Source organism: Stenotrophomonas sp. CASM106 (assembly GCF_049384825.1).
Taxonomy (GTDB): domain Bacteria; phylum Pseudomonadota; class Gammaproteobacteria; order Xanthomonadales; family Xanthomonadaceae; genus Stenotrophomonas; species Stenotrophomonas muris.
This window is the reverse complement of record NZ_JBMRFS010000003.1, coordinates 569,075-594,380: the sequence shown is the minus strand read 5'-3', so window position 1 is coordinate 594,380 and position 25,306 is coordinate 569,075. Positions and strand designations below refer to the sequence as shown.

The 25,306-nt window shown below is 68.0% G+C and carries 23 protein-coding genes; 17 read left to right on the top strand and 6 right to left on the bottom strand.

All coding sequences use genetic code 11. From position 1 onward, the window contains the following. Positions 1-103: 103 nt before the first annotated feature. Positions 104-568 carry an SMI1/KNR4 family protein gene (locus tag VG556_RS10165; RefSeq protein WP_108242564.1) on the top strand — a complete coding sequence of 155 codons (465 nt, stop codon included), beginning with the start codon at positions 104-106 and terminating at the stop codon, positions 566-568. A 176-nt stretch (positions 569-744) separates the two neighbouring features. Here the strand turns inward: VG556_RS10165 and VG556_RS10160 are convergent, their stop codons facing one another. From VG556_RS10160 to VG556_RS10150, 3 genes are all read right to left on the bottom strand, one after another. Next, complete coding sequence (locus VG556_RS10160; protein ID WP_100450247.1) at positions 745-2,655, bottom strand: CocE/NonD family hydrolase; 1,911 nt, start codon at positions 2,653-2,655, stop codon at positions 745-747. Positions 2,656-2,876: 221 nt separating this feature from the next. After that, positions 2,877-3,263: a DUF4440 domain-containing protein gene (locus tag VG556_RS10155; RefSeq protein ID WP_100450249.1), complete on the bottom strand. Its 387-nt coding sequence runs from the start codon at positions 3,261-3,263 to the stop codon at positions 2,877-2,879. Next, positions 3,263-4,621: an MFS transporter gene (locus tag VG556_RS10150; RefSeq protein WP_100450250.1), complete on the bottom strand. Its 1,359-nt coding sequence runs from the start codon at positions 4,619-4,621 to the stop codon at positions 3,263-3,265. Before VG556_RS10150 ends, VG556_RS10155 begins: the two co-directional genes overlap by 1 nt. Before the next feature lie 105 nt (positions 4,622-4,726). Here VG556_RS10150 and VG556_RS10145 point away from each other — a divergent pair, with 105 nt between their 5' ends. Next, positions 4,727-5,623 carry a LysR family transcriptional regulator gene (locus VG556_RS10145; RefSeq protein WP_100450251.1) on the top strand — a complete coding sequence of 299 codons (897 nt, stop codon included), beginning with the start codon at positions 4,727-4,729 and terminating at the stop codon, positions 5,621-5,623. A 99-nt stretch (positions 5,624-5,722) separates the two neighbouring features. Here the strand turns inward: VG556_RS10145 and VG556_RS10140 are convergent, their stop codons facing one another. After that, the gene (locus VG556_RS10140; protein WP_100450252.1) at positions 5,723-8,518 is read right to left on the bottom strand and encodes a beta-glucosidase family protein; all 2,796 of its coding nucleotides are present in this window, start codon (positions 8,516-8,518) and stop codon (positions 5,723-5,725) included. Positions 8,519-8,855: 337 nt separating this feature from the next. On the opposite strand from VG556_RS10140, the gene VG556_RS10135 reads away from it, so the two are divergent. Together VG556_RS10135 and VG556_RS10130 are read left to right on the top strand one after the other, a co-directional pair. Beyond that, entirely contained in the window at positions 8,856-9,290 is a 435-nt protein-coding gene (locus VG556_RS10135; RefSeq protein WP_014647503.1) for a VOC family protein, read from the top strand. 271 nt (positions 9,291-9,561) lie between these two features. Next, positions 9,562-10,266, top strand: coding sequence for an AraC family transcriptional regulator (locus VG556_RS10130; RefSeq protein ID WP_100450253.1), 705 nt, complete (start codon positions 9,562-9,564; stop codon positions 10,264-10,266). A 9-nt stretch (positions 10,267-10,275) separates the two neighbouring features. Here the strand turns inward: VG556_RS10130 and VG556_RS10125 are convergent, their stop codons facing one another. Next, positions 10,276-11,166: a sterol desaturase family protein gene (locus tag VG556_RS10125; protein WP_100450254.1), complete on the bottom strand. Its 891-nt coding sequence runs from the start codon at positions 11,164-11,166 to the stop codon at positions 10,276-10,278. A 132-nt stretch (positions 11,167-11,298) separates the two neighbouring features. On the opposite strand from VG556_RS10125, the gene VG556_RS10120 reads away from it, so the two are divergent. The 7 genes from VG556_RS10120 to VG556_RS10090 all read left to right on the top strand — a co-directional run bounded on the left by VG556_RS10120 (position 11,299) and on the right by VG556_RS10090 (position 19,994). Then, the gene (locus tag VG556_RS10120) at positions 11,299-12,249 is read left to right on the top strand and encodes a LysR family transcriptional regulator (protein ID WP_014647506.1); all 951 of its coding nucleotides are present in this window, start codon (positions 11,299-11,301) and stop codon (positions 12,247-12,249) included. A gap of 92 nt (positions 12,250-12,341) precedes the next feature. Then, on the top strand, positions 12,342-12,992 hold the full coding sequence (locus tag VG556_RS10115; RefSeq protein WP_100450255.1) for a DsbA family oxidoreductase: 651 nt from the start codon (positions 12,342-12,344) through the stop codon (positions 12,990-12,992). A 36-nt stretch (positions 12,993-13,028) separates the two neighbouring features. Continuing rightward, positions 13,029-14,036 (top strand): cyclase family protein, encoded by a 1,008-nt coding sequence (locus tag VG556_RS10110; protein WP_053496083.1) that lies wholly within the window; start codon positions 13,029-13,031, stop codon positions 14,034-14,036. 219 nt (positions 14,037-14,255) lie between these two features. Beyond that, entirely contained in the window at positions 14,256-14,870 is a 615-nt protein-coding gene (gene imuA / locus VG556_RS10105) for a translesion DNA synthesis-associated protein ImuA (RefSeq protein ID WP_014647509.1), read from the top strand. A 9-nt stretch (positions 14,871-14,879) separates the two neighbouring features. Beyond that, positions 14,880-16,289, top strand: coding sequence for a Y-family DNA polymerase (locus VG556_RS10100; RefSeq protein WP_100450256.1), 1,410 nt, complete (start codon positions 14,880-14,882; stop codon positions 16,287-16,289). Between the two features lie 6 nt (positions 16,290-16,295). Continuing rightward, positions 16,296-19,406 (top strand): error-prone DNA polymerase, encoded by a 3,111-nt coding sequence (locus VG556_RS10095; protein WP_100450257.1) that lies wholly within the window; start codon positions 16,296-16,298, stop codon positions 19,404-19,406. A gap of 81 nt (positions 19,407-19,487) precedes the next feature. Next, complete coding sequence (locus VG556_RS10090; protein WP_032957269.1) at positions 19,488-19,994, top strand: hypothetical protein; 507 nt, start codon at positions 19,488-19,490, stop codon at positions 19,992-19,994. A gap of 102 nt (positions 19,995-20,096) precedes the next feature. Here the strand turns inward: VG556_RS10090 and ptsJ are convergent, their stop codons facing one another. Beyond that, complete coding sequence (gene ptsJ, locus VG556_RS10085; protein WP_032957271.1) at positions 20,097-21,383, bottom strand: transcriptional regulator PtsJ; 1,287 nt, start codon at positions 21,381-21,383, stop codon at positions 20,097-20,099. 76 nt (positions 21,384-21,459) lie between these two features. On the opposite strand from ptsJ, the gene VG556_RS10080 reads away from it, so the two are divergent. The 6 genes from VG556_RS10080 to VG556_RS10055 all read left to right on the top strand — a co-directional run bounded on the left by VG556_RS10080 (position 21,460) and on the right by VG556_RS10055 (position 25,285). Next, positions 21,460-22,233 carry a YggS family pyridoxal phosphate-dependent enzyme gene (locus VG556_RS10080; protein WP_100450259.1) on the top strand — a complete coding sequence of 258 codons (774 nt, stop codon included), beginning with the start codon at positions 21,460-21,462 and terminating at the stop codon, positions 22,231-22,233. Continuing rightward, on the top strand, positions 22,230-22,931 hold the full coding sequence (locus VG556_RS10075) for a glutamine amidotransferase (RefSeq protein ID WP_032957277.1): 702 nt from the start codon (positions 22,230-22,232) through the stop codon (positions 22,929-22,931). Before VG556_RS10080 ends, VG556_RS10075 begins: the two co-directional genes overlap by 4 nt. Continuing rightward, a complete protein-coding gene (locus tag VG556_RS10070; protein WP_014647516.1) occupies positions 22,928-23,152 on the top strand; it encodes a hypothetical protein in 225 nt (74 codons plus the stop codon). The genes VG556_RS10075 and VG556_RS10070 overlap by 4 nt, the downstream gene beginning before the upstream one ends. Positions 23,153-23,223: 71 nt before the next feature. Beyond that, the gene (locus VG556_RS10065) at positions 23,224-23,730 is read left to right on the top strand and encodes a hypothetical protein (protein WP_100450260.1); all 507 of its coding nucleotides are present in this window, start codon (positions 23,224-23,226) and stop codon (positions 23,728-23,730) included. A 122-nt stretch (positions 23,731-23,852) separates the two neighbouring features. After that, positions 23,853-24,362 carry an RNA polymerase sigma factor gene (locus VG556_RS10060; protein ID WP_100450261.1) on the top strand — a complete coding sequence of 170 codons (510 nt, stop codon included), beginning with the start codon at positions 23,853-23,855 and terminating at the stop codon, positions 24,360-24,362. Further along, positions 24,359-25,285: a FecR family protein gene (locus VG556_RS10055; RefSeq protein ID WP_049406199.1), complete on the top strand. Its 927-nt coding sequence runs from the start codon at positions 24,359-24,361 to the stop codon at positions 25,283-25,285. Before VG556_RS10060 ends, VG556_RS10055 begins: the two co-directional genes overlap by 4 nt. Positions 25,286-25,306: the final 21 nt, after the last annotated feature.

Genomic DNA, 25,306 nt, shown 5'->3' with positions numbered 1-25,306 from the left:
GAAGCGATCATATTCCCGGCACATCTTTGCGCATGTCGCATATGCCCATTGCCGCGAAAGATGGGCCGCGGCATCGTAGTAGGGCTGACTACGGGGACTTCTCGTGGACAACCGAGATCAACCAAGCACGCCTTACTTCATCCGATGCATCCAAAGTCCATGGCTACCCGAGACAGGCGCGCATGCGGACGATCTACGCAGCTTACAGGCACATTGGAGCGAGGCAGCAATTTCAGAGGACTTCATACAGCTCCTGCGTTGGTCAAACGGTGGGCGCTGCGTGTTCCCTCATGCTTATGTCGACCTATGGTCCGTCGCCAGCATCATTCAGCTCAACCGCAGCTACCAGATCCGGCGTTATCTTGGCGACTCCCTGATGGGCATTGGAACGGACGGTGGATCGACGCTCATCGCGCTGGTTCTCTGCCCGCTCAGTCGCGGACAGATCGTCTCATTCGATCTGGGCGATCTCGACATCAGCCGGGGAAAGCCCATCGCCGAATCTATCGCCGAACTCTTTCGGAAGTTCGACAGCGGGCTGCTGACGAGCGACAACATTTATCCTTGAGCTTAGAAGTGCCGGCCAGCGGCCGGCACTACCACACCCGCCTGAAACGGCATGCCATGGCCCGGACTTGATAGGTGTCGACCTTGGTCGACACGCTCCTGCGCCATCGCGGATGCCGGCCAGCGGCCGGCACTACCACGTGCTGCCGGGCCATGCCCGGCGTCATCCTCTCCGCCTCAATACACCGGCAGATCGATGTAACTGGCCTGCGCTGCGCTGTGCCAGACCCGCTGCGTGGCCTTCTGGTAATCGCCCGGCTTGGCCAGGTAGATGTTCGGCACGTAGGTCTGCGGATTGCGGTCATACAGGGGGAACAGGCTGGACTGCACCTGCACCATCACCCGATGGCCCTTCTGGAAGGTGTGGTTGGCGTTGGGCAGGTCGAAGCGGTACGGCAGCACCTGGTTGGCGGCCAGCGGCTTCGGATCGCTGAAGCTTTCGCGGTAACGGCCACGGAAGATCGCCAGCGACACCGGCAGCTCGTAGCCACCCATCTCCGGCGTCGACGCTTCCTGGTCCGGATACACGTCGATCAGCTTCACCACCCAGTCGCTGTCGGTGCCACTGGTCGAGGCCTGCAGGTGAACCACCGGTGCGCCGCCGATGCGCAGCGGCGCCGTCAGCGGTTCGGTGATGAAGGTCAACACGTCCGGGCGGCCATCGACGAAGCGCTGGTCCTTCACCAGCCAGGTGGTCCACATGTCGCGGTCGCCGAAGCGGACCGGGCGCGGCACGAACGGTACCGGCTTGGCCGGGTCGGACACGTATTCCTCGAAGTCCCCCTCGCCCGCCGCCGGTGCCTGGAACGCCAGCTTGCCGCCGGCGCGCAGGTACAGCGGCTTGCTGCTGGCGGCACAGCCCTTGTCGCAGCTGCGCGGCCAACCCTTCAGGCGGTCCCAGTGGTTTTCGCCGGTGTTGTAGATCAGCACCGGCGGCGTATCGGCCTTCGGCGCGCCATCCACCAGGTATTGGTCGAAGAACGGCTTGAGCACATCGCGACGGAACTGTAGCGCGGTATCGCCATCAAACTTCAGCGCACCCAGCTCGCTGCCGCCGTAGTTCACCTGGCTGTGCCGCCACGGGCCCATCACCAGATAGTTGCGGTTGTTGCCGCTGTCGCGCCCTTCCATCGCCTGGTAGGCGTGGTTGGCACCCCACATGTCTTCCTGGTCCCACAGGCCCTGCAGCCACATGGTCGGCACCTTCAACGGTGTCTTGGCCATCACCGCGTCCAACGCCTGGCCCTGCCAGAAGCCATCATAGGCCGGGTGCTCGACCAGCTTCTTCCACCAGGTCAGCTGGTCCACGCCGGTGAAACGCGCGTAGTCACCGGCCGAACCGAGGCGCAGGAAGGTGCTGTAGTCGTCATAGCCGAGGCTGGGCAGCGGCGTGCCCTTGCCGCGCTTCTCGGTCTGCATTGCGAAATAGTTGAAGTTGACCTGGCGGAACGCACCGTAGTTGAGCCAGTCGTCACCCATCCAGCCATCGACCATCGGGCTCTGCGGCGCGGCCACCTTCAGTGCCGGGTGCGGGTCGGTCAGCGCCATCACCACGGTGAAACCCTCGTACGACGAGCCGAGCATGCCGACCTTGCCGTTACTCTCCGGCACGTTCTTCACCAGCCAGTCGATGCTGTCCCAGGCGTCGGTGGAGTGATCCACCCTGGTGTTGTTCAACGGCCCGCGCAGCGGCCGGGTCATCACGTAATCGCCTTCGGAGCCGTACTTGCCACGGATGTCCTGGAACACGCGGATGTAGCCGCCGTCGACGAACACCTCGTCGCCCTGTGGCAGCAGGTCGCGCATGCGCGGCGAGTCACTGCGGTTGGCACGGCCAGCAGCGTCGTAGGGGGTGCGGGTCAGCAGGATCGGGGCATTGCGGGCACCCTTGGGCACCACGATCACCGTATACAGCTTGGTGCCATCACGCATCGGCACCATCACCACGCGCTTGTCGTAGTCACGACCGACATCGGGGGCAACGAAGGGCTTGCCGCTGATGTCCGGGGTCATCGGCGGGGTATCGGCGGCCAGCACGGCGCTGGACAGGCAAAGGGCAATGGCTACAGCGACGGCACGCACACGCATGGACAACCCCTCCCGGCAGGAAAGCTCCAAGCCTACTCCTGCCCCAAGCCATGAAGTGTGTGCGGGCTTTGCATTCTGCGGTGGATGCAGGCAGGACTGATGGCACATGTGCCTGCGTTGCCGCTGCGCTCGCCGGCGACCGGTAGTGCCGGCCGCTGGCCGGCAACTTCATGATCCTGCGGCGCGTTACGCGGTTGCCGGCCAGCAGCCGGCACTACCGGTCAGGCTACCGGCACTTCATGCAGGGCCAGCCAGCGCCAGCGCCCGGTTTCCTGCCGCAGCACCGCCAGTGACTCCCGCCATGCAGGCGTGCCGCCATCGATCGAATGCCCTTCGCGATAGCGCAGCACCGCCAGCGGTGAAGGCGCTTCCACCGCGTGCACGGCGTCGATGGAAATCCGCAGCCCGGGGCGCGCCCCGTAACCGCCCGCGAACAACGCCTGCACGGCTTGCCGATCCAATCGGCGACCCGCGATGCCGACCATGCTGAAGTCCGCGCTGAAGTGCGCCATCAGATCCTCCAGCGCATCGGCGCCGACATCGGCACGGAACCAGGCCTGCAGCTTGTCGTGCAGGTGGTGGATTTCATGTTCTGCGGTGGTATCCATCAGATGTTCTCCGGTTGCGAAAGGGTGAGCAACTGCGGCCGGCGCAGCAGCGCCATCGGCAGCAGGGTCAGTACCGCGGCCAGACCCAGCGCCATGCCGGTGGCGTGGGCCGGCAGCCATTGCATGGCCAATGCCAGCAGCAGCGCGATGGCCGCGGTGCCCAGGCAGAAGCTGAGCTGGCGGTTGAGGTTCCAGAGTGCGCTGGCATCGCCCAATGCTTCGCCCTCGACCCCATGGAAGGCCAGCGTCTGCGCGGTGCTGCTGCACAGGCTGCCGCCGGCGCCCATCAGCGCGAACAGCAGCCCGGCCAACGCGAAGGCCGGCTGCGGCAGCAGCGCCATCAACAGCAGGCCGCTGGCCTGCAGGAGCATGCCCGTACGCAGTACCGTGGCCGGGCCGAAGCGCGCCAGCAGGCGCTTGCTGGCCGTGATCGCAATGGCCGAGGCCAGCGCCCAGGGCAGCATCAACGCGCCGATGCGTGCCGCGCTGTAACCGGCCTGGTGCAGCTGCAGGGTACTGACCAGCTGGCTGCCGATGAACACTCCGGGCACTGCCAGATAGACCAGCATCGCCAGGCGCAGGCCCCGATGGGACAGCAGCGACCAGCGCAGCAGGGGCTGCGCCTGCTGCCGTGCATGCCGCAGGTGGGCCGCCGCCAACAGCATTGCGATCAACAGCAGTACGGCACCGGCGGCCCGATGGCCGGGTTCACCCAGCCAGGTCAACGCCAGCAGCAGCGCGCCCAGCGCCAGCATCGCGGTGGACAGCGCATAGGCCTGCAGGCGCGGCGCACTGCGCGCGCCATCGGCCGGCATCCAGGCCAGCACCAGGCCGATCGCCACCACCGCCAACGGCAGGCTGGCCCAGAGCACGCCGCGCCAGGACAACCACTGCACCAGCAACCCGCCCAGCGCCGGCGCCAGTGCCGGCACCAGCAGCGCCACCAGCAGGATGCGGCGGGTCAGCGCGCCACGCTGGTCCGGCGTGCACTGTCGGTACGCTGCCGCCTGTGCCACCGGAATCAGCAGGCCACCGGCCAGGCCCTGCAGCAGGCGCCAGCCCAGCAGCCAGCCGATACCCGGTGCGGCGCCGGCCAGCACAGCGGCAACCGCGAACAACAGCAACGCCACCAGCAGCAGGCGACGCTCACCACAGCGCGCGGCCAACCAGGGCGCCAGCGGAATCACCACGCTCAGGCCCAGCATGTAGGCGGTGCCCACCCAGGCCAGGGTACCGACATCAGCGTGCAGTTCCGCTGCCAGTGCCGGATAGGCCACCGTGGCGATGAACATGTTGACCAGATCCAGGGCGAACACCAGCAGGAAGATCGCCTCATGGCGCAGGCGGGGGGGCGGCATCGGCGGTGCTCCAGCAGAGAGACCGCCAGCATGCCGCCCGGGAGCTGTTGGAAGAACACGACAACACCTGCAACACTGTCAAATCTGTTTTGACAATGAATCGCCATGGTCAGCCTCGATCGCTTCGATATCTTCCGTGCCGTGGTCGAGGCCGGCAGCCTGACCGCAGCGGCCGATCGGCTCGGCCTGAGTCGTGCGGTGGTCAGCTTCAACCTGAAGCGGCTGGAGCAGGAACTGGGCGTGACCCTGCTGCTGCGCAGTACCCGCCACCTGGCCCTGACCGACGCTGGCGAGCAGTTCCTGCAGCACTGCATACAGGCGCTGGATGCCGCGCAGGCGGCAATCGATGCCGCGCGGCGCGACCAGCACCAGCTGCAGGGTGTGCTGCGCCTGACCACCACCCCGGAGTACGCGCAGCTTCGCCTGATTCCCGCACTGGAAGCCTTCCGTGCGCGGCATCCGGCCCTGCAGCTGCACCTGTCCACGTCTCCCGCGCCGGCAGACCTGATTCCCGAGCGCTTCGACCTGGCGATCCGTCTCGGCCGTCTGCCCGATTCGGGCCTGCATGCCAGTGAACTGGAACGGCACCCGCTGTGCGCGGTGGCGGCTCCGTCCCTGCTGGCACGCCTGCCCTCTGCCGATGCGGCCAACGACCCCGTGCAACTGGGCACCCTGCCCCGCCTGGGTTACCCGCGCCTGGCCGACGTGCCGGTGGTCGCGCCCGACGGCAGCGATGCCTTGTTTGCCACCAACCCGGGCAATGCAGTGGTGCGCGTGGATGGTGCCAGCAGCCTGCGCGCCTTCGCCGTGGCCGGCGCCGGGGTCACTGTGCTGCCACGCTGGCTGATCGAGGACGACCTGGCCCAGGACCGCCTGCGCCCGGTGCTGCGCCAGCACCGCTTCCCGCAGCAGAGCGTGTACGCGGTCTACCCGCACAGCACGCAGCCCTCGCCGAAGGTGCGGCAGCTGATCGATTTCCTGCGCGGGTGGTTCGCCATATGAAAAGGGGACGGAGGGGATTAAGTCGTTTATGCATAAACGACTTAATCCCCTCCGTCCCCTTTTTTCAGGCACGGCCCTTGCGGGCCGTGCCTTCAAGCCTCAGCGCAGCACCTGCTCCACCAGCTGCACGTCCACCGTCTGCAGCGGTTCGGCGGCGTTGCGCGACAGCTGCACCTGGTAGGTGCCACCGTCGATCTTCCACTGGCGCGCCTGTGCATCGTAGTGGGCCAGCGTCTTCGGCTCGGCTTCGATGCGGATGCGGCGCTGTTCGCCCGGCTGCAGGGTCACCTTGTCATAGCCGATCAGGCGGATCGGCGTGGTGCTGCCGGCCGGCAGCTTCAGGTACAGCTGGGCCACGTCGGCACCGGCGCGCTTGCCGGTGTTGCGGATGTCGACGCTGGCGACCAGGCGCGAACCTTCCACGCTCACCTTCAGGTTGTCATAGGCGAACGAGGTGTAGGACAGGCCATGGCCAAAGGCGAAGGTCGGGGTCAGGCCCTTGGCCGCCATCCACTTGTAGCCGACGTTGGCACCTTCGATATCGAAATCGAACACATCACCGAACGGCTTGGCCGGCTTGAAGCCGAGGCCGTCGATGTGCGGGCGCGGCAGCTGCGATTCGTCCGTCACCCAGGTCACCGGCAGGCGACCCGACGGATTGACCTGGCCGGTCAGCAGTGCGGCAATGCCTTCGCCACCGCGGATGCCCGGGTACCAGGCCTGCAGCATCGCCGGCACCTGCGCCAGCCACGGTGTGCGCACCGGGCCGTTGGTTTCCAGCACCAGCACGGTCTTCGGGTTGGCCTTGGCCACTGCCGAGATCAGGGCATCCTGGTTGTCCGGCAGCTGCATGTCCGGCAGGTCCACCGATTCGGCAGCCCACTGCGTGGCAAACACGATGGCCACATCCGCCTGCGCGGCCGCCTTGGCCGCAGCAGCGGCGTTGGTGCCATCCACATACGTGATAGTCGTGTCCGGGCGCGCCGCACGCAGCGATTCCAGCGGCGAGGACGGATGGAAGATCACCGGGCCCGGCCAGGTGGTCGGCATCACGCCGGGCACCGCGTTGGTGCCCTTGGCGGTCACGCCCACCATCGATGAACCACCGCCACCGATCACGCCCTTGTCGGCATGGCCGCCGATGATGACGATGCGCTTCACGCTGTCGGCCAGCGGCAACAGGTTGCCCTCATTGCGCAGCAGCACGCTGCCCTCCTCCACCGTGCGCTGGGCAACGGCGAAGCCGGCCTCGGCATCCACCTTCTGGTGCTGCGGCGGGTTGTCGAAGTTGCCATGCAGGAACATCGTGCGCAGGATGCGCGCCACCATGTCGTTCAGGCGCGCCTGCGGCACCACGCCGCCATGCACGGCCAGGCGCAGCGGTTCATCGAAGAACACCGCCGCGTCGAACACCTCACCGGCCGACTGCTGGTCCAGGCCGGCCAGCGCAGCCTTCGAGCCACTGTGCACGCCACCCCAGTCGGACATCACGAAACCGGGGAACTTCCATTCCTGCTTCAGCACCTGGTTCATCAGGTAGCCGTTCTCGCAGCCGTAGGTGCCGTTGATCTTGTTGTACGAGCACATCGCCACGCCCGGGCGACCGGCATCCAGCGCGATCTCGAAGGCCAACAGGTCCGACTCGTGCATGGCCTGTTCGCCGATGCGCACGTCGTGGAAGTTGCGACGGGTCTCCATGTCGTTCAGCGCGAAGTGCTTCATCGAGGAGATCACGTGCTGGCTCTGCACGCCCTGGATCAGCGCGCCAACCATCGAGCCGGCCAGCAGCGGGTCTTCGCCGGCGTACTCGAAGTTGCGGCCGTTGCGCGGGTCACGCTGCAGGTTGACGCTGCCCGACAGCAGGATATTGAAGCGCTGCTGCCACGCCTCGCGGCCCATCGTGGCGCCACCGGCGAAGGCAACTTCGCGGTTCCAGCTCGATGCGGTGGACGGGCCCGATGGCATTGCCGTGGCGAAGTCGCCCGGGCGGATGCCCCCCGGATTGGTCACGCCGACACCGGCATCGGCCGACTGCTGCGACGGGATGCCCAGCCGCGGTACGCCCGGCACGAAGCCGGCCGAACCGACCGCACCTTCCGGCAGCGGGCCGCCGTCCTTGCCCAGCCCGAAGTAGCTGTGCAGCATCTGGAACTTCTCATCCTCGGTCATCGCCTTCAGCAGCAGCGCAGCGCGCGCATCGGCGTTGAGCGTGGTGTCCATCCACGGCGTGTCGCCGTGCTTGTCGGCGGCATAGGCCAGGGTCAGCAGGGTGGCACGCAGCGTGCTGCCTTCCACCTTGAACGGCGCGCTGCTGGCGGCCTGGAAGCCGTCGCTGAAATAGCTGGCATCGGCTTCCAGCGCCACACGCGCCGGATCGAAGCCTGCGGCCTTGGCCGATTCACCGGCCACCGCGCCGAGCAGCACCGCCGGTGCACCCAGCCGCGAACGGGTGACCAGCGCCGGCAGCTGCGCCGCACCTGCACCGGCATCGGTATAGACCGCCACAGTGTGGCGGCCATCGTCCAGGCGCAGGTAGTTCAGGCCCGGCTGGTCGGGGCCGGATTCAGCGGCGATCGGCAGCCGGGTCAGAACAGCCTGGCCGCGCTGGGTCTGGCCATCGTCCTTGCCGGCGGCAATGAAGCGGTACTCGTAGCCCAGGCCATCGGCCAGCACCTGCAGCGGATCGACCTGGCCGATGCCGCGCTGCACCTGGCGCACGCTCACCGCGTCCACCTTCAGGCTCTTGAGTTGCGCGGCCAGCGCCGGCATCGCCTCGGCGTTGGGCGCCTGTTCCAGGGTCAGCACAGTGAACGCGGCCGGGTCGGCCCAGGCCGGAGCGGCCAGTGCGGCAGACAGGGCCAGAGACAGTGCAAGCGGTTTTGTAAACGTTTTCATCGGCAGGCGTAATTCCGTTGCCAAGGCAATCGGTCCAGGGAAAGTGCCGCCGAAGGGTGCAGCGTTCATGCCGCGCAGGGGTTGCCAGGCAACGCCCCGCAGGCCGATGGACGGGCCGGTCTGCGCGCGGGACCCTCCTCCCGGCGTGACAACCTGCCTGCCCGGGCCGCGCAGGGCGACCCAATCCTGTGAAGATTGTGCGAGGGCGTTCACACCTGTCAACAGGACCTAAGTCACAGGGGCAACCCGGCCAATGGTTATCAGGCCATCACTGGCGGTCATCAGCGCGCCGCGCGAGGCTGCTGATAATGGAGATCCCTGGCCACGAATCGAGCCCATGACCGTACATCGCGACTTCGATCATCTCTGGCGCGACCGATGTGACACCTCCAGCCAGCGCGCACCGCGCGTGCTGATCCGGGTGTTCGTGGCCCCGGGCGAGCTGGAGCGCAGCGTGGCGTTCTACGAGCAGTTGCAGGGCGTGGTAGCCGATGCGGGGTTCCCGTTCCCGGAAGCCGGGCTGCGCCTGGCGATGGTCGGCGCCTTCCTGCTGATCGAAGGCAGCCAGGCGGCACTGGCCCCGTTCACCTCGACCACGGGGACACTGCTGGTCGATGATGTTCGGCCCTATCACGACAAACTGGTCGCCGCCGGCGCCGAGATCATCTTCCCGCTGCAGGTAGTCCCGACCGGGGCGGCGTTCAATGCGGTGCATCCCGATGGCACCGTGGTTGAATACGTGCATCACCGGCCGGATCCGCACGGCCGGTGAGGGGACGGCCGGGCTGCGCCCGGCACCCGCAGAGGCAACGGCCAAAGCAACAGCGGGGCTCCTGTGGGTAGGCGGGGTGGGTCCGTTGGCGGGGGACGCCGTGAATCCGTCCCTGGAGGCTCGGTCGCGCCATCCATGGCGCTCACGCCCCCGCCAACGGACCCACCCCGCCTTCAACAATTTCTCGCAACCTGCGGTAGATCCACGCCATGCGTGGATGCTCTTCGTTTCATTGTCGAAATATTTGATTTCGATGGAGATTCATCCACGCATGGCGTGGATCTACAATCCCTCAATGTCCTCCCCCACCCTGCCCTGGAATGGCACGTTGCTGCTGGATGCTCACGTGGCCGTGCTGCAGGGTCATGCCGGTGACAGCGCCGCGCACGCGCACTACGCCCATCAACTGCTGCTCAGCGACGGCGCAGCCTGGAAGGTCGAGGTCGATGGCGTGCAGCAGCAAGGCCAGCGGCTGTGGCTGCCGTCATTCCAGCCGCACGCGATCCTGTTAGCGCCAGAAGCAGGCTGCACGGTGTTCCTTGAGCCGACGCATGCCAATCCCGCACAGATCCAGCAATACCTGCACGCACTGCCGGGCAACGCGCTGGAACTGCACGGCTGGCTGCCACGGCTGAGCCGCCCGCAACCGCTGGACCGCCGCGTGCAGGCGGCATTGGCCCGTATCGCCCAGCACCTGCCCGGCCCGGTGCCGGCCGCCGATATCGCCGGGGCGGCGCACCTGTCGACCAGCCAGCTGCACCGGCGTTTCCAGTCTGATCTGGCGGTGACCCTGCGCGGCTGGGTGCTGTGGCAGCGGCTGCGCCGCGCACTCATGCATCATCTGCGCGGGCACACCCTGACCGACAGTGCGCATGCCGCTGGATTCGCCGATCTGGCCCATCTGTCGCGCAGCCTGCGCCGCATGTTCGGTATCGGTGCCGCGCAGCTGCAGGGCCTGCAGCTTCACGCGGCCTGACACGGCCCATCATCCGCGCCTGCGCAGACCTTCCGGCAGCTCCGGCACCTCGCCATGCGGCAGTTCGCGGAACGGCGCCAGCAGCTGTTCCGGATAATCGCGCGGATAGTCCGGTTGGCTGCCGATGCCGAGGTCGCGCTGCTGCAGCCGATAGCCCGGCGCATCGAAGGCGGTCCCCAGCAGGTGATCCCAGACGGTCAGGAACAAGCCGAAGTTGACGTCGCCAGCGGTGCCGTAACGCATGTGGTGGAAGCGGTGCAGCGGCGCCCACGCCATCACCCGGCCCAGCAGGCCCGGGCGCATGTCCACGTTGGAGTGCTGCAGCAGCAGCTGGATGGCAATGGCGAAGGCCAGCACCGCAGCCACCGGCATCGGCAGGCCCAACAGCAGCAGCGGCAGTACGCCGCCCACTGCTTCGGCCGCCTGGTGCAACGGATGCTTCATCAAGCCGTTGAAGCCGTACATGCGGGTGACGCTGTGATGCACCGCGTGCAACCGCCACAGCCAGCCGACGCGATGGCTGGCGTAGTGCACCAAGGTAATGCCAAGGTCGGCGCAGACGATGGCCAGCAGTACCTGCAGAACGAACGGCCACTGCAGCGGCCACAGCTGCCACGGAAGGAGCGCTGCCAGCAGCGGCACCGCAGCGATCGACAGCAGGTTCAGGCTTTCGTTGACCAGTGCATGCAGGGTGTCACGCAGACTGTCGCCGTGGTCGTGGTTGAACGCGGGGTCATACGGCCAGGCACGTTCGGCAGCGAACGAAACCGCGATGGCGACCGCCAGCAAGGCCAGCAGCCATAGCGGATCGCCATGGAGGTGGCCGACCCAGACGACGGCGGCGGCAACGAAACCGAGCAGGAACAACGGGGCATACAGGCGGAGGATCCAGTGTTTCATGGGCAACCTGGAACGTGAGGGGCCTGCATGCTGGCGCGGCACGACGGTTGCGGGCTTGAACAAACGGCGCAACCCGCCCCGCCTCGGTGGATATCCCCCCTTTGGCCGACACCGCGTTTCCCCCACCCACGGATGGCGTGGATCTACAATGGCGCCCTCATCGCGCCCGGTACCGGCATGGATTCCTTCAACCTGATGCGCGCCTTCCGCCGCATCGTCGAACGCGGCGGGCTGGCCCGCGCTGCCGAAGACCTGGGCATGTCGCCGGCCGGGCTGAGCAAGCAGTTGCGCGCGCTGGAAACGCACCTGGGCGTGGTGCTGCTGCAGCGGACCACGCGGCGCATGAGCCTGACCGAGACCGGCCACGCCTATTACCGCGAATGCTGCCGCCTGCTCGACGAATTGGACGCATTGGAACGTGGCATCGCCGAACAGCGTGGCGAGGTGGCCGGGCGCCTGCGTGTCAATGCACCGCAGTCGTTCGCACTGAGCACGCTGTCGCCGCTGCTGCCACGCTTCCTGCAACAGCATCCACAGCTGTCGCTGGACCTGGTGATGGAAGATCGCCTGCTCGATGCGGTCGGTGAGGGTTTCGATGTGTCGTTGCGGCTGCGTGCCGAGCTGGACGACTCGCGACTGGTGGCGCGCCGGCTTGCCTCGCTGCAACAGGTGCTGTGCGCTGCCCCGTCCTACCTGCGGCAGCGTCCAGCACCGCAGTCGGTGGACGATCTGCAGGTGCACAGTGTGCTGGCCTACAGCCTGTCCGACTCCCCCGGCAGCTGGCCGCTGCTCGGCCCGGATGGGCAGGTGACCATCACCCTGCCGGCACGCGTCACCGTCAACAACAGCCTGCTGCTGCGCGACCTGCTGGTGGCCGGCATGGGCATCGGCGCCCTGCCCTCGTTCCTGGCGGCACCAGCGCTGGCCCGTGGCGAACTCCAACAGGTGCTGCCCGACCACCGCTATCCGCCACGCTTCGTGCATGCGGTCTATCCCACGTCGCGCCACCTGCAACCCAAGGTGCGTGCCTTCATCGATTTCCTGCACGCCGAGCTGCCCCGCTGCGCCGGCCTGGATTCGTAACCGCCAGCGAAAACTGAGCTGCCCACGGCGCGCTGTTTCGGCCCCGCCGCGCTGCCTAATCTGCCGCCTCCCCTCTCACCGATGGCAGGCAGATGTCTCCCGTTCCTTCCCCCGCCACCGCCGCGCCGGTGGTCGACTTCTTCCACGACGTGGTCTGCGGCTGGTGCTTCGTGCTGGCCCCGCGCCTGCAGCAGGTCTCGGCCGAACTCGGCATCCAGGTGCGCCATCGCAGCTTCGTGCTGCAGGACTCGCGCGCGCAGATGGTCGAGGTGTTCGGCTCGATGGAGCGCGCCAAGGCGATCATCCTGCGCCACTGGACCGACTGCGCCGCGCATGAAGACAGCGCGCGCATCGATATCGAAGGCATGCGCGCACAGGACTTCGAATATCCCTCCGGCTGGCTCGGCGCACTGGCCTGCCAGGCCGCAGGGTTGATCGGCGGCAATGATGCCCATGGCGCAATGTTCGACGCGGTGCAATGGGCGCACCTGCACCAGCACCGCAACATCGGCGACGCCGAAGTGCTGCTGGATATCGCCGAATCACTGGGCCATCCCCGTGGTGCCTTCGCTGACCACATGTGCAGCGACGCAGTACGCCAGCGCGTGCAGGCCGATCGTGCCGACGCCGCTGCCCTCGGCATCCGCTCCATTCCCACCGTGATCGGCGGCAACGGCCTGCGCCTGCAGACCCTGCCGCTGCCGCAACTGCGCCAGGCCCTGGCGCCCCTGGTCGCGGCCTGAGCCGCACCCTCCCCCACCCTGCAAGGAGATTCCCCCATGACCCCACGTATCCTGGCCAGCGCGCTGGCCCTGCTGCTGGCCGGCACCGCGGCGTCCACCACCGTGTCCGCGCACGAACGCGTTCCCTCCGGCCAGCAGGTCGGCACCAGCCCCTGGGGGCCGAAGGACGAGATCGGCCGGCTCAACCTGATCACCGAAGCCTCGCGTGCGGCGATCCTGTCGCGGGTCAGCGGCGGCAAGGCCTATGACCTGGCCACCGACTACTACGTCGGCATGCCCAGCTGGCAGGACGCCGGCGACCCGCACTACCAGTTCTGGATGACCCACACCCCGCGCGGCACGGTGATGGACGACCCGATGGGCGTGGGCGAGACCATGAACCTCACCCGCAGCTACACCGGCACCGCGTTCTCGATGTACAGCCACACCGGCACCCACATCGATGCGCTGAACCACTTTGGCATCCACGGAAAGATCTGGAACGGCTTCGAGGCCGACAAGCATCTCGGCGATCGTGGCTGGAATGTCACCGGCATCGAGAAATTCCCGCCGCTGATCGCGCGTGGCGTACTGATCGACGTGGCCGCCGCCAAGGGCGTGGACATGCTGCCGGACAGCTACCGCGTCACCCGCCAGGACCTGAAGGATGCGCTGGCACGCCAGCGGGTGAAGCTGCAGCAGGGCGATGTGGTGCTGATCCGTACCGGCCGCATGCGCCTGTTCGAACAGCCCAAGGCCTACATGGCCAACCCGCCGGGCATGGGCCTGGACGCGGCGCGCTTCCTGGTTGAGGACAGCGGCGCGATGATCGTCGGCGCCGACAACCTGAGCTTCGAGACCTTCCCCTCGGAGGTGGCTGACGACTACGTGCCGCTGCACACCTACCTGCTGGCCCAGCAGGGCGCGCCGATCATCGAACTGGTGGCGCTGGATGAACTGGCCCGCGACAAGGTCTACGAGTTCGCCTTCATCGGCGGCCCGCTGAAGATCCGCGGCGGCGATGCCGCGCCGCTGCGCCCGGTCGCGCTGCCGGTCCGCCCGTAACCGGGCCCTGTGGGTGCCGACCTGGGTCGGCACTCCTTTCCCACTTCAGCAACCTGAAACCCGGCCCGCCAATTTCATTAGTAATTCTACTCACAAGGCGAGTAGCATGTCTGGTCTCAGCCCCTGATACCAGCCCGCCGATACTCGCTCCATGCCTGTCGTTTCCGCCCGTTCCTGCCGCTTCCAGCCCGCCCGGCGCCTCCCTTGGAGGACCGGCTGATGGGCGCCGTCGTCGCCCTCGACCGGCTGCTGGACGGCCGCCAGTTGTGGCGCGGCCCGGCCCGCCAGGGGCCGGCCAGCGACCACCTGGCCAGCGGCCACCCGGCGCTGGACGCACGCCTGCCCGGCGGCGGCTGGCCGGCCAGCGGGCTGTGCGAGGTGCTGCAGGCGGCGCCGGGCGTTGGCGAACTGGCCCTGGTCTGGCCGGCGCTGGCCAGGCTGAGCCAGCGCGACCGCCCGATCGTGCTGGTCGCCCCACCCTATCGCCCGCATGCCCCGGCCTGGGCCGCGGCCGGGCTGGATCTGGCCCAGCTGCAGATCATCCACGCTGCGCCGAAGCAGGCGCTGTGGGCGGCCGAACAATGCCTGCGCTCTGCGGCCTGCGCGGCGGTGCTGTGCTGGCCGCACCAGGCCGACGATCGCGCCCTGCGCCGGCTGCAGGTCGCCGCCGACAGCGGCCAGTGCCTGGGCTTCGTGTTCCGCGAGGCGCAGGCAGCGCGCAACCCCTCCCCGGCCAGCCTGCGCCTGCAGCTCGACCACGGCCAGGTAAGGGTGCTGAAGTGCCGTGGCGGCCTGCCACCCGCGCAGCCGTTGCCACTGGCCATCACCCACTGAGGCCGCGCCATGCACTGGGCCTGCCTGTTGTTGCCGCAGCTGGCGCTGGACAGCGTGCTGCGCCTGCAGCCGGACCCCCAGCGGCCACTGGTGCTGCTGCAGGGCCCAGCGCAGCGCCGCGTGCTGCGTGCGGTCAGCCCGGCCGCGCGCGCAGCAGGGCTGCGCCCGGGCATGCTGCTGTCGGCCGCGCAGGTGCTGGTGCAGGACATGCACCTGCACGACTACGACCCTGACGCGGAACAGCACACCCGGCAGCTGCTGGCCAGCTGGGCCTACGCCTACAGCTCGCAGGTCAGCCTCGATTTCCCGCATGCACTGGTGCTGGAGATCGGCGCCAGCCGTGCCCTGTTCGGTGACTGGCTGACGATCGAAAAGCGCCTGCGCAACGAACTGCATGAACTCGGTTTCCGCCACCGCCTGGTGGCCGCGCCCACGGCGCATGCCGCGCGCGTGCTGGCCAACGTCCACGACGGCCTCGGCATCGATGCGCAGCAGCTGCCAGCGGCACTGGCGCAGCTACCCTTGCCGCGCTGCGGCCTGCCCAGCGACGCGGTGACCGTGCTCGGCCGTTCCGGCCTGCGCACGCTGGGTGCGGTGCTCGAGCTGCCGCGTGACAGCCTGGCCCGGCGCTTCGCACCGGAGGTACTGCAGCAGCTGGAAGCACTGCGCGGCCTGCCCACCGCGCCGCTGCGCTACTACCAGCCACCGGACCGTTTCGATGCGCGCATCGAATTCGAATACGAGATCGAATCCAGCCAGGCCCTGCTGTTCCCGCTGCGCCGCCTGCTGCTGGACCTGGCCGCCTTCCTGTGTTCGCGCGATGGCGGCGTGCAGCGCTTCGACCTGCATTTCGAGCACGACCTGCTGCCGGCCAGCGTGCTGACCATCGGCCTGCTGGCCCCCGAACGCGATCCTGCGCTGCTGTTCGAGATCGCACGCAACCGCATGGAAGCGTTCGCCCTGCCGGCCGGCAGCCGCGCACTGCGCCTGCAGGCCGAGCAGCTGCCACCGTTCGTGCCCGCCGCGCGCGACCTGTTCGATACCCGGCCGGCGCAGGCGATGCCCTGGAACCAGCTGCGCGAGCGCCTGCGTGCGCGGCTGGGTGATGACGCCGTGCAGCCGCTGGCGGTGCAGGCCGACCATCGCCCCGAACGCGCCAGTGGCACCCAGCCACCGGCCAAGCCCCCGTCGTACTGGCCACTGCGCCCCGGCTGGTTGCTGGACACCCCACAACCGTTGCGTGACCCGCGCCTGCGCATCGTCGCCGGGCCGGAGCGGATCGAATCGGGCTGGTGGGACCAGGCCGACGCACGCCGCGACTACTACGTGGTGGAAACCGCACACGGCCAGCGCGGCTGGGCCTTCCGTGAGCGCAGCGATCCGCATGCGCCGTGGATGCTGCACGGCTGGTTCGGCTGAGCCGCCATGCACAGCGAACTGCCCGGCTACGCCGAACTGCACTGCCTGTCGGCCTTCAGTTTCCAGCGCGGTGCTTCGATCGCCGAAGAACTGTTCGCGCGCGCCGCTGGCCAGGGTTACCGGGCACTGGCGATCACCGACGAATGCTCGCTGGCCGGCATCGTGCGCGCCTGGCAGGCGGCGAAGGCGCATGGCGTGGCGCTGATCGTCGGCGCCGAATTCCAGGTCGAGGACGGGCCGAAGCTGGCCCTGCTGTGCACCGACCAGGCCGCCTATGCCGGGCTCTGCCAGTTGATCACCACCTGCCGGCGGCGCGCAGCCAAGGGCGAGTACCGCTGCCTGCGCGAGGATCTGCTCGGCCTGCCCGACGGCCTGCTGTGCCTGTGGCTGGACCGGCAACCGGCCGCCACCGACCTGGAACTGCTGCGCGCCGGCTTCAATGATCGGCTGTGGTTGGCGGTGGAGCTGCACCACGAACACGACGACGCACGCCGCCTGCAGCAGCTGCAGGCCTTCGGCCAACGCCACCGCCTGCCGCTGGTCGCCAGTGGCGACGTGCACATGCACGTGCGCCGCCGCCGCGCCCTGCAGGACACCCTGACCGCGATCCGCCACCGCTGCAGCGTGGCCGAGGCTGGCTGGCGCCTGTTCCCCAACGGCGAGCGCCATCTGCGTCCGCGCACCGCGCTGGCCCAACTGTATCCGCCCGAATTGCTGGCCGAGACCCTGCGCATCGCCGAGCGCTGCCACTTCACCCTGGAACAGCTGCAGTACACCTACCCACGCGAGCTGGTGCCCGAGGGGCATGACCCGGACAGCTGGCTGCGCGTGCTGGTCGAGCGTGGCATCCCCTCGCGCTGGAAAGGCGGCATCGAACCGAAACAACGCGAACAGATCGAACACGAACTGGCGTTGATCAAGCAGAAGAACTACGCCTCGTACTTCCTCACCGTGCAGGACATCGTGCGCTTCGCGCGCAGCCAGGACATCCTCTGCCAGGGCCGCGGCTCGGCGGCCAACTCCGCGGTGTGCTTCGTGCTGGGCGTGACCGAGATCGACCCGGCACGCAGCAACCTGCTGTTCGAGCGTTTCATCTCCGCCGAGCGCGACGAGCCACCGGATATCGACATCGATTTCGAGCACGAGCGCCGCGAGGAAGTGCTGCAGTACGTGTTCAAGCGCTATGGCCGCGAGCGCGCCGCACTGACCGCGGTGGCAATCAGCTACCGTGGCCGCAGCGCGATCCGCGACGTGGCGCGTGCACTTGGCCTGCCGATGGACCAGGTCAACGAACTGGGCGCGGCGATGGACCACTGGGGCGGCAACATCCCATTGCCGGAAACCCTGCGCGAGCGCGGTTTCGATCCGGACACGCCCTTGATGCGGCGCCTGCTGGCGCTGACCGCCGAGCTGATCGACTTCCCGCGCCACCTGTCGCAGCACCCCGGCGGTTTCGTGATTTCCGAACATCCCCTGTCGACCCTGGTGCCGGTGGAAAACGCGGCGATGGCCGACCGCACCGTCATCCAATGGGACAAGGACGATCTGGATGCCACCGGCCTGATGAAAGTCGACTGCCTGGCGCTGGGCATGCTTACCGCCATCCGCAAGTGCCTGGCCATGCTGAAACAGCATGGCCTGCATGAAGGACGCATGGATGCGATCCCGCCCAAGGATGCAAAGACCTTCGACATGATCTGCGCCGCCGACACCATCGGCGTGTTCCAGATCGAATCGCGCGCACAGATGGCGATGCTGCCGCGCATGCAGCCACGCACGTTCTATGACCTGGTGATCGAGGTGGCAATCGTGCGCCCTGGCCCGATCCAGGGCGACATGGTGCACCCCTATCTGGAGCGGCGCCGGATCCTGCGCGAACAGGGACCGGACGCGTTGAACGACCCGGACAACCCGCTCTACCCACCGCAGCTGGAACGCGTGTTCGCACGCACGCTGGGCGTGCCATTGTTCCAGGAACAGGTGATGCAGCTGGCGGTCGAAGCAGCCGGTTACACGCCTGGCCAGGCCGATGCCCTGCGCCGTTCGATGGCGGCCTGGAAACGCCGTGGCGGCTTGGAACCGCATCGTGAAAAACTGCTGGCAGGCATGTTGAAAAACGGCTTCAGCCGCGAATACGGTGAGCACCTGTTCGAGCAGATCAAAGGGTTCGGTGATTACGGTTTCCCGGAAAGCCACGCCGCCAGCTTCGCCCTGCTGACCTATAACAGCTGCTGGCTGAAATGCCACCATCCGGCCGCGTTCACCGCCAGCCTGATCAACAGCCAGCCGCTGGGTTTCTACAGCCCCGACCAGCTGCTGCAGGACGCGCGCCGGCATGGCATCAGCGTGCTTCCCGTGGACGTGCGCCACAGCGACTGGGACTGCACGCTGGATTTCAGCAGGGGCGCGGCCGCGATCCGGCTCGGCCTGCGCCTGGTCGACGGCTGCAATGAAGCGGCTGTACAGGCCATCATGCGCGAACGTGCACGGCGCCCGTTCGACGATGTGGGCGACCTGTGCCAGCGCACCGCCCTGGATCGCCGCCAGCAGGGCCTGCTGGCCGATGCCGGTGCGCTGCGCGGGCTCAGCGGCCATCGCCATCGTGCACGCTGGGATATCTCCGGCGTGGAGAACCGGCTGCCGCTGTTCGACCAGGCCCGCGCCACCGCTGAAGCACGTGTGCCGCTGCCCCTGCCCAGCGCCTGGGAGGACATGCAGGCCGATTACCGCAGCATCGGCACCACCCTCGGCCGCCACCCGATCTCGTTCCTGCGCACGCAGCTGCGCAGCCGCGGCTGCCTGGATGCCGCGCAGCTTGCGGGCCACGGCCATGGCCGTCGCGTGCGCATCGCCGGCCTGGTCCGCATGCGCCAGCGCCCGCAGACCGCCAGTGGCGTTACCTTCCTCACCCTTGAAGACGAGACCGGCATGGTCAATGCCGTGGTCTGGCGGCACCTGGCCGATCGCCAGCACCGGGTCCTGGTCGATACCCGGCTGATGCAGATCGACGGCCGCCTGGAACGCGTCGATGGCGTGCAGCATGTCATCGTGCAGCGCATGCACTGCCTGGATGAACTGTTGCAGGGGTTGCGCAGCCACAGCCGCGATTTCCATTGACGATACACAGCGTCACACAATGAACTGGCCATCGGTCGCCCGCATCCGCTATCGTCGCTGCATCCAAGGAAGGACGACACGATGCCGCGCGCACTGCTGCTGACCACGCTGGTGGTCTCCACACTCGCCCTGCTGGTTTCCGGCTGGACCGCCTGGAGCCTGCATCGCAGCCAATCGCCACAGCGCATCATCGAAGCGCGCGGGCTGATCATCCACGATGGCACGGGCCAACCCCGGGTGATCCTAGGCGCGCCGGTGCCCGACCCCCTCAGCCGGGGCCGTATCCAGGGGCCGCGCGCCACCGCCCTGTCCGGCCTGATCCTGCTCGGCCCGGATGGCTCCGAACGCGGGGGCTATGGCACCAGCGATCGCGGCGGTGAAGCCGTGCTGACCCTGGACGATGCCAATGGCACCACGGAAGTGTTCAAGGTGGTGGCCAACCCGGACCGTGGTGCCAGCCTGATGGTCAAGCACCAGAACAACACCGGCGCCATGCTCACCTCATGGCAGGGCAAGCCGGAACTGATGTTCGTCGATGACAGCGGCCAGTCCTACTACGTGCGCCCGGGCGCCAACGCCGCGCCCTGATCTGCTTCTGTAGCGTCGAGCCATGCTCGACTGCTTCTACCAACAGCAGCCGAGCATGGCTCGGCTCTACAAAGGCGAAGCAACGTCGAGCATCGCTCGACGCTACAGACCGCACACCGCCGCCAGGTCGTCAGCCAGCGGCCGCAGTTGCGCCGCGCCCAGCGCCGCGCAGGTGATGCGCAGGCCATGTGCCGGCGCCGCCACCGCGAACACCTCGCCAGCGCGCACATGCCATCCGCGCGCGGCCAGCGCCAGCACCTGCGGATGGCTGTCGCCCGGCAACGGCAGCCACAGGTTCAATCCCTCCATCGGCAGCGGCGTCGGCACGCCACGCGCGCGCAGCAGTTCCTGCAGCGACTGCAGGCGCTGCTGGTAACGCTCGCCTGCCGAGGCGATCTTCGCCCGCTGCGTTGACGACGCCAGCACCGAGGTTGCCGCGTCCTGCAGCAGGTGACTGACCCAGCCGATACCGGATGCCAATCGCAGCCGCAACCGCATCGCGGTTTCTTCATCGCAGGCCAGCCAGGCCAGCCGCAGGTCGGGGCCGAGCGGTTTGGACAACGAACGCAGCAGCGCCCAGCGCCGCCCATCCAGCGGCAGTACCGAGTGATAGGCCTGCTGCGAGAGCAGCGCATAGTGATCGTCGATCAGCACTGCTACCTGCGGGTACGCCGCCAACAACTGCCGCAACGCCCGCGCCCGCTTCGCATCCAGGCTGGCCCCGGTCGGATTGTGCGCCCGGGGGGTGAGCAGCACCGCACGTGCACCAGCCTCCAGCGCCTGCCGCAGCGATTCGACCTGCATGCCCTGGGCATCCACCGCCACCGGCAACGGCGCATGACCCGACGCATTGAGCACATTGAGGCTGCCGAGAAAGCATGGATCCTCCACCGCGATGCGATCACCCGGCAGCAGCCACGCCGCCAGCAGGCGCTCGATGCCATCGACGGCGCCATGGGTCAGCTCCAGCGCATATCCCTCGGGGCAATCCGCATCCAGCGAGGCGCGTGCCAGCGCCTGCAACCTCGTGTCGACCGTACCCACGCCATACAGCCGCGGCGCCGCCGGGGTCAGGCGCAGGTTCGGCAGCAGGCGCGGATCCGGGTTGCCACCGGCCAGGTCCTGCAGCGCCAGCCCCGGGGTGCTGCCCTCGCGCGCCAGCGGCGGCGGCAGGCCACGCACCACCGTGCCGCGGCGGCCCGCCGTGCTGGCCAGTCCCGCCGCATCCAGGCGCTTGTAGGCAGCAGCCACGGTGTTGCGGTTCACGCCCAGCTGCTCGGCCAGTTCACGCACCGGCGGCAGCACGCTACCGGCCGGCAGGCGGCCCTTGCCGATGCCGTCGCGGATGCTGTCGAAGATCGACTCGGCGCTGTACCCGGTGATTTTCATTTTGTCCTATGCCAAAATATCTCTTGTCCTGTGCCAGTGTATCCCACCCTGGCCACCCTGCATTGGAGGTGCCCGCATGCCCCTTGCCGCTGCCGACTGGCCCGTCGCCCAGTCCGTTGAACAGATCGCCGCCAACCTGGTCACGGTGCGCCAACGCATCGCCGATGCTTGCGCCCGCGTCGGCCGTGACCCGGCCAGCGTGCGCCTGCTGCCGGTCAGCAAGACCGTCGATGACGCCCGCATCCGCATGGCGGTGGCCGCCGGTTGCCGCGAGCTGGGCGAGAACAAGGTGCAGGAGGCGCAACGCAAGGCCGAGACGATGGCCGATCTTGGCGTGCACTGGTCGGTGATCGGGCATCTGCAGACCAACAAGGCGCGCTACGTGGCGCGCTTCGCCAGCGAGTTCCAGGCGCTGGACAGCCTGCGCGTGGCCGAAGCACTGCAGCAGCGCCTGCAGCTGGAAGACCGCACGCTGGATGTGTTCGTGCAGGTCAACACCTCCGCCGAACCCAGCAAGTATGGCCTGGAACCCGCTGCCGTCGAGGCCTTTGTGCAGCAGCTTCCAGCGTTCGATCGCCTGCGCGTACGCGGCCTGATGACGCTGGCCATATTCACCCCGGAGGTCGAACGCGTGCGTGCCTGCTTCGTGCGCCTGCGCGAACTGCGCGACCAGCTGCAGCGCACTGCACCTCCCGTCATGGACCTTTCGCAGTTGTCCATGGGCATGTCCGGAGACTTCGAAGTGGCGATCGAGGAAGGTGCCACCGTGGTCCGCGTCGGGCAGGCCATCTTCGGCGCACGCGCCACCCCGGACAGTTTCTACTGGCCCAGCAATGGAGCCCCCGCATGAAGCACGCGGTCGTCCTGCAACACGTCGCCTTTGAAGACCTCGGCATCCTGCAGCCACTGCTGTCGGCACAGGGCTGGCAGCTGCAGGTGCTGCAGGCCGGTATCGACGCGCTCGACTCCGCCGAAACCGCCGACCTGCTGGTCGTGCTGGGCGGCCCGGTCAGCGTCAACGATGTTGATCGCTATCCCTTCCTCAACGACAGCATCGCGTTGTTGCAACGTCGGCTGCAGCAGCAACGGCCCACGCTGGGCATCTGCCTCGGCGCGCAGCTGATGGCGCGCGCACTCGGTGCCGACGTCGCCGCCAGTGGTGGCAAGGAGATCGGCTTTGCGCCACTGCTGCTGACTGATGAAGGCCAGCGTTCTCCGCTGCAGTCCCTGCAGGGCATTCCGGTACTGCATTGGCACGGCGAGGCATTCGAACTCCCGGCCGGTGCACGCCGCCTGGCCAGCACGCCGGCCTGCCGCCATCAGGCCTTCGCCATGGGCAGCCATGCGCTGGCCCTGCAATGCCACCCGGAACTGGATGCCCGCCAGTTCGAACGCTGGCTGATCGGCCACACCCTGGAGCTGGCGCAGGCCGGCATCGATCCGAACGATCTTCGCGCCCAGGCACGCCGTTACGGTGCACCGCTGGCGGCGGCGGCCACCGCGATGTTCGACCATTGGCTGCAGGAGCTGCCGGAGACACCGCAATGAACTACCGATTGCAGATCCACCGCGATGGCGCCCACTGGGGCCACTTCGACTGCAGCGGCCCCGATGCCATGCAACGCATGGACACCATCGCCGCGCAGCTGCCTGCCGAACAGGGCTTCCAGCTGAAACGGCAGAAAGGTGTCGGCGAAGAGCGCATCCTGTCCAGCAATGCCGACGGCCTGCGCGTACTGGCTTCGCAGATCCAGTACCGCGACATCTGACGATCGTCACGGTAGTGGCGGCCGCTTGCCGGCACTACCACGGCTGTTCGCCCGCGTGCGAAGCTTCACGCATGCTGACCCTGCAACGCGGCAGCCACCACGGGCTGCTGGTCGCCCCGCGCTGGCCCTCCACCCATATCCAACTGGAAGAAGAGGTACTGCAACGCCTGCTCGATGCGCAGGCAATGCTGCCTGTCGGGCTGCGACTGCTGCTCACGCGCGGCTTCGAACCCGGCCACAGCCGGCTCGGCAGCTTCCGTCGTGGCGTGCGTTGGCTCGGTATCGCGTTGTTCCGGGCCTGCTATCCGCAACGCCATGATGAGGTCGATGCCATCTTCGGCGCCAACGGCCACGACATCGATGGCCGTCATATCGATGTCTCGCTGGTACTGCACGGCAAGCGGCTACGGCTGCTGCCCGTGGGCGTATTCACCCCGCCACGCTGGCAGGATCGTCGCGTCGCCCGCCATGCCGAAGCGGTCGCGCGGGTGAAGCGCAGCCTGCAGCGCTGCGGCTTCGAGCTGCATCACAACCCCACCGAAGCCCTGCAGATCCACTGCGATTATCGCCCGCGCTGATCTCCCACCCGGGCAGGCGTGTCACGCCCATCGATAGATGCAAATGATTCTCTTTTGCTGTAAGGTGCAGCCGCTGCCCTTGCCGCCGCGGGCTGTTCCCTTTCCCAGTTGTCGCCCGCCCCGTGTCCACGCCTGTCGAACCGACGGATGTCGCGCAGCTGTGCGCGGCCCATTACCGGCCGCTGCACGCCCATGTCCGCCGTAAACTCCCGCAACGCAGCGACGCCGATGACGTCGTCCAGGAAACCTGGCTGCGTGTCATCAAGGTCGCCGCCAGCGGCCTGCTGAGCAACGGCCGCGCCTACCTGTACCGCGTCGCCCACAATCTGATCGCCGATCACTACCGGCAACGCCAGCGCCGTCGTGAGGAAGCGCTGGATGACGCCCAACTGCACGCCCTCGCCGATCCTGCACCGCTGCCGGAGCAGCACCTGCTGGACGCCGAACAGCTGCGCCATCTCGACGCGATCATCGCCGCGCTGCCACCGCGCTCGCGCCAGGTATTCCTGCTGGCCCGGGTGGAGCAGATGGCACTGGCCGAGATCGGCCGCCGGCTCGGCATCAGCCGGCAGACCGCGCACGGCCATCTGCTGCGTGCGCTGGTGGCGGTGCAGCAGGTACCCGGCGCATGAGCCCGGAGGCGATCGCGCGCGAGGCCGCGCGCTGGTGGCTGGACGGCCACGACGGCGGCCGCGACGAGCGTGCCTTCAACCAGTGGTACTACGCCGATTGCCGCCACGCCGCGCAGTACCAGCACCTGCAGGCGCTCTGGCAGGCCGGTGATGCCACGCCCAGCCTGCAGCGGCATCAGCGCAAGCGGCAGCGCCGGCACCTGCGCGACGCCGGCACTGCCGTGCTGCTGCTTTGCGCCTTGGGCCTGTATACCCGCCAGGCCGCACCACCGGCCGCGCAGGTGATGCGCACGGCGGCAGGCGAGATCCGTGAAGAAGTACTGCCGGACGGCTCGCACGTGCTGCTGTCACCCGGAAGCGAAGTCCATGTCCGCATCGATGCACAGCGCCGCCAGCTGCAGCTGCAGCACGGCCAAGCCTGGTTCAAGGTAGCCGCCGATGCGCAGCATCCGTTCCAGGTGCATACGACGCACGGCATGGTCACCGCGCTCGGTACGGCCTTCGACCTTGCCGTGCAGGACAACGACAGCGTGGTCACCGTCACTGAGCATCGCGTCCGTGTGGACAGCGGCACCCGCAGTGAGCAGGCCATCGAAGGGCAGCAGCTGCGCTTCGATGGACAGGCACCGATCATCGGCCTGGCCGCCAGCCACAGTGCCCTGGCCTGGCGCGAGCGTCGCCTGCATTGGGTCTCCACGCCCTTGGCCGAGGTCACCCAGGGCCTGGATCGCTGGCATAGCGGCCACACCTGGATCATCGGCGCACACCTGCGCCAGCAGCCGGTCACCCTGCTCGGCAGTGCAGACGGTGCGGCGCGCAGCCGCGACCAGCTGGCCACGCAGCTGCATGTACGCGTGCTGCGCCTGGGCGCGGGCGTGCAGGTGTGGCTGCCGCCACGCAGGGAACATCGCGATGCACCCTGACATCGGCCCTGCCACTGCGTC

Excerpts from the sequence above, each read along its gene's own strand:
- VG556_RS10130 (WP_100450253.1), top strand. The coding sequence starts at position 9,562 with ATGGCGTGGATCTACAATCCCTCAATGTCCTCCCCCACCCTGCCCTGG.
- VG556_RS10140 (WP_100450252.1), bottom strand. The coding sequence starts at position 8,518 with ATGAAAACGTTTACAAAACCGCTTGCACTGTCTCTGGCCCTGTCTGCC.
- VG556_RS10055 (WP_049406199.1), top strand. The coding sequence starts at position 24,359 with ATGAGCCCGGAGGCGATCGCGCGCGAGGCCGCGCGCTGGTGGCTGGAC.
- VG556_RS10135 (WP_014647503.1), top strand. The coding sequence starts at position 8,856 with ATGACCGTACATCGCGACTTCGATCATCTCTGGCGCGACCGATGTGAC.
- VG556_RS10160 (WP_100450247.1), bottom strand. The coding sequence starts at position 2,655 with ATGCGTGTGCGTGCCGTCGCTGTAGCCATTGCCCTTTGCCTGTCCAGC.
- VG556_RS10070 (WP_014647516.1), top strand. The coding sequence starts at position 22,928 with ATGAACTACCGATTGCAGATCCACCGCGATGGCGCCCACTGGGGCCAC.
- VG556_RS10080 (WP_100450259.1), top strand. The coding sequence starts at position 21,460 with ATGCCCCTTGCCGCTGCCGACTGGCCCGTCGCCCAGTCCGTTGAACAG.
- ptsJ (WP_032957271.1), bottom strand. The coding sequence starts at position 21,383 with ATGAAAATCACCGGGTACAGCGCCGAGTCGATCTTCGACAGCATCCGC.
- VG556_RS10150 (WP_100450250.1), bottom strand. The coding sequence starts at position 4,621 with ATGCCGCCCCCCCGCCTGCGCCATGAGGCGATCTTCCTGCTGGTGTTC.
- VG556_RS10100 (WP_100450256.1), top strand. The coding sequence starts at position 14,880 with ATGCACTGGGCCTGCCTGTTGTTGCCGCAGCTGGCGCTGGACAGCGTG.
- VG556_RS10115 (WP_100450255.1), top strand. The coding sequence starts at position 12,342 with ATGTCTCCCGTTCCTTCCCCCGCCACCGCCGCGCCGGTGGTCGACTTC.
- VG556_RS10075 (WP_032957277.1), top strand. The coding sequence starts at position 22,230 with ATGAAGCACGCGGTCGTCCTGCAACACGTCGCCTTTGAAGACCTCGGC.
- VG556_RS10110 (WP_053496083.1), top strand. The coding sequence starts at position 13,029 with ATGACCCCACGTATCCTGGCCAGCGCGCTGGCCCTGCTGCTGGCCGGC.
- imuA (WP_014647509.1), top strand. The coding sequence starts at position 14,256 with ATGGGCGCCGTCGTCGCCCTCGACCGGCTGCTGGACGGCCGCCAGTTG.
- VG556_RS10145 (WP_100450251.1), top strand. The coding sequence starts at position 4,727 with ATGGTCAGCCTCGATCGCTTCGATATCTTCCGTGCCGTGGTCGAGGCC.
- VG556_RS10125 (WP_100450254.1), bottom strand. The coding sequence starts at position 11,166 with ATGAAACACTGGATCCTCCGCCTGTATGCCCCGTTGTTCCTGCTCGGT.
- VG556_RS10095 (WP_100450257.1), top strand. The coding sequence starts at position 16,296 with ATGCACAGCGAACTGCCCGGCTACGCCGAACTGCACTGCCTGTCGGCC.
- VG556_RS10090 (WP_032957269.1), top strand. The coding sequence starts at position 19,488 with ATGCCGCGCGCACTGCTGCTGACCACGCTGGTGGTCTCCACACTCGCC.
- VG556_RS10155 (WP_100450249.1), bottom strand. The coding sequence starts at position 3,263 with ATGGATACCACCGCAGAACATGAAATCCACCACCTGCACGACAAGCTG.
- VG556_RS10120 (WP_014647506.1), top strand. The coding sequence starts at position 11,299 with ATGGCGTGGATCTACAATGGCGCCCTCATCGCGCCCGGTACCGGCATG.
- VG556_RS10065 (WP_100450260.1), top strand. The coding sequence starts at position 23,224 with ATGCTGACCCTGCAACGCGGCAGCCACCACGGGCTGCTGGTCGCCCCG.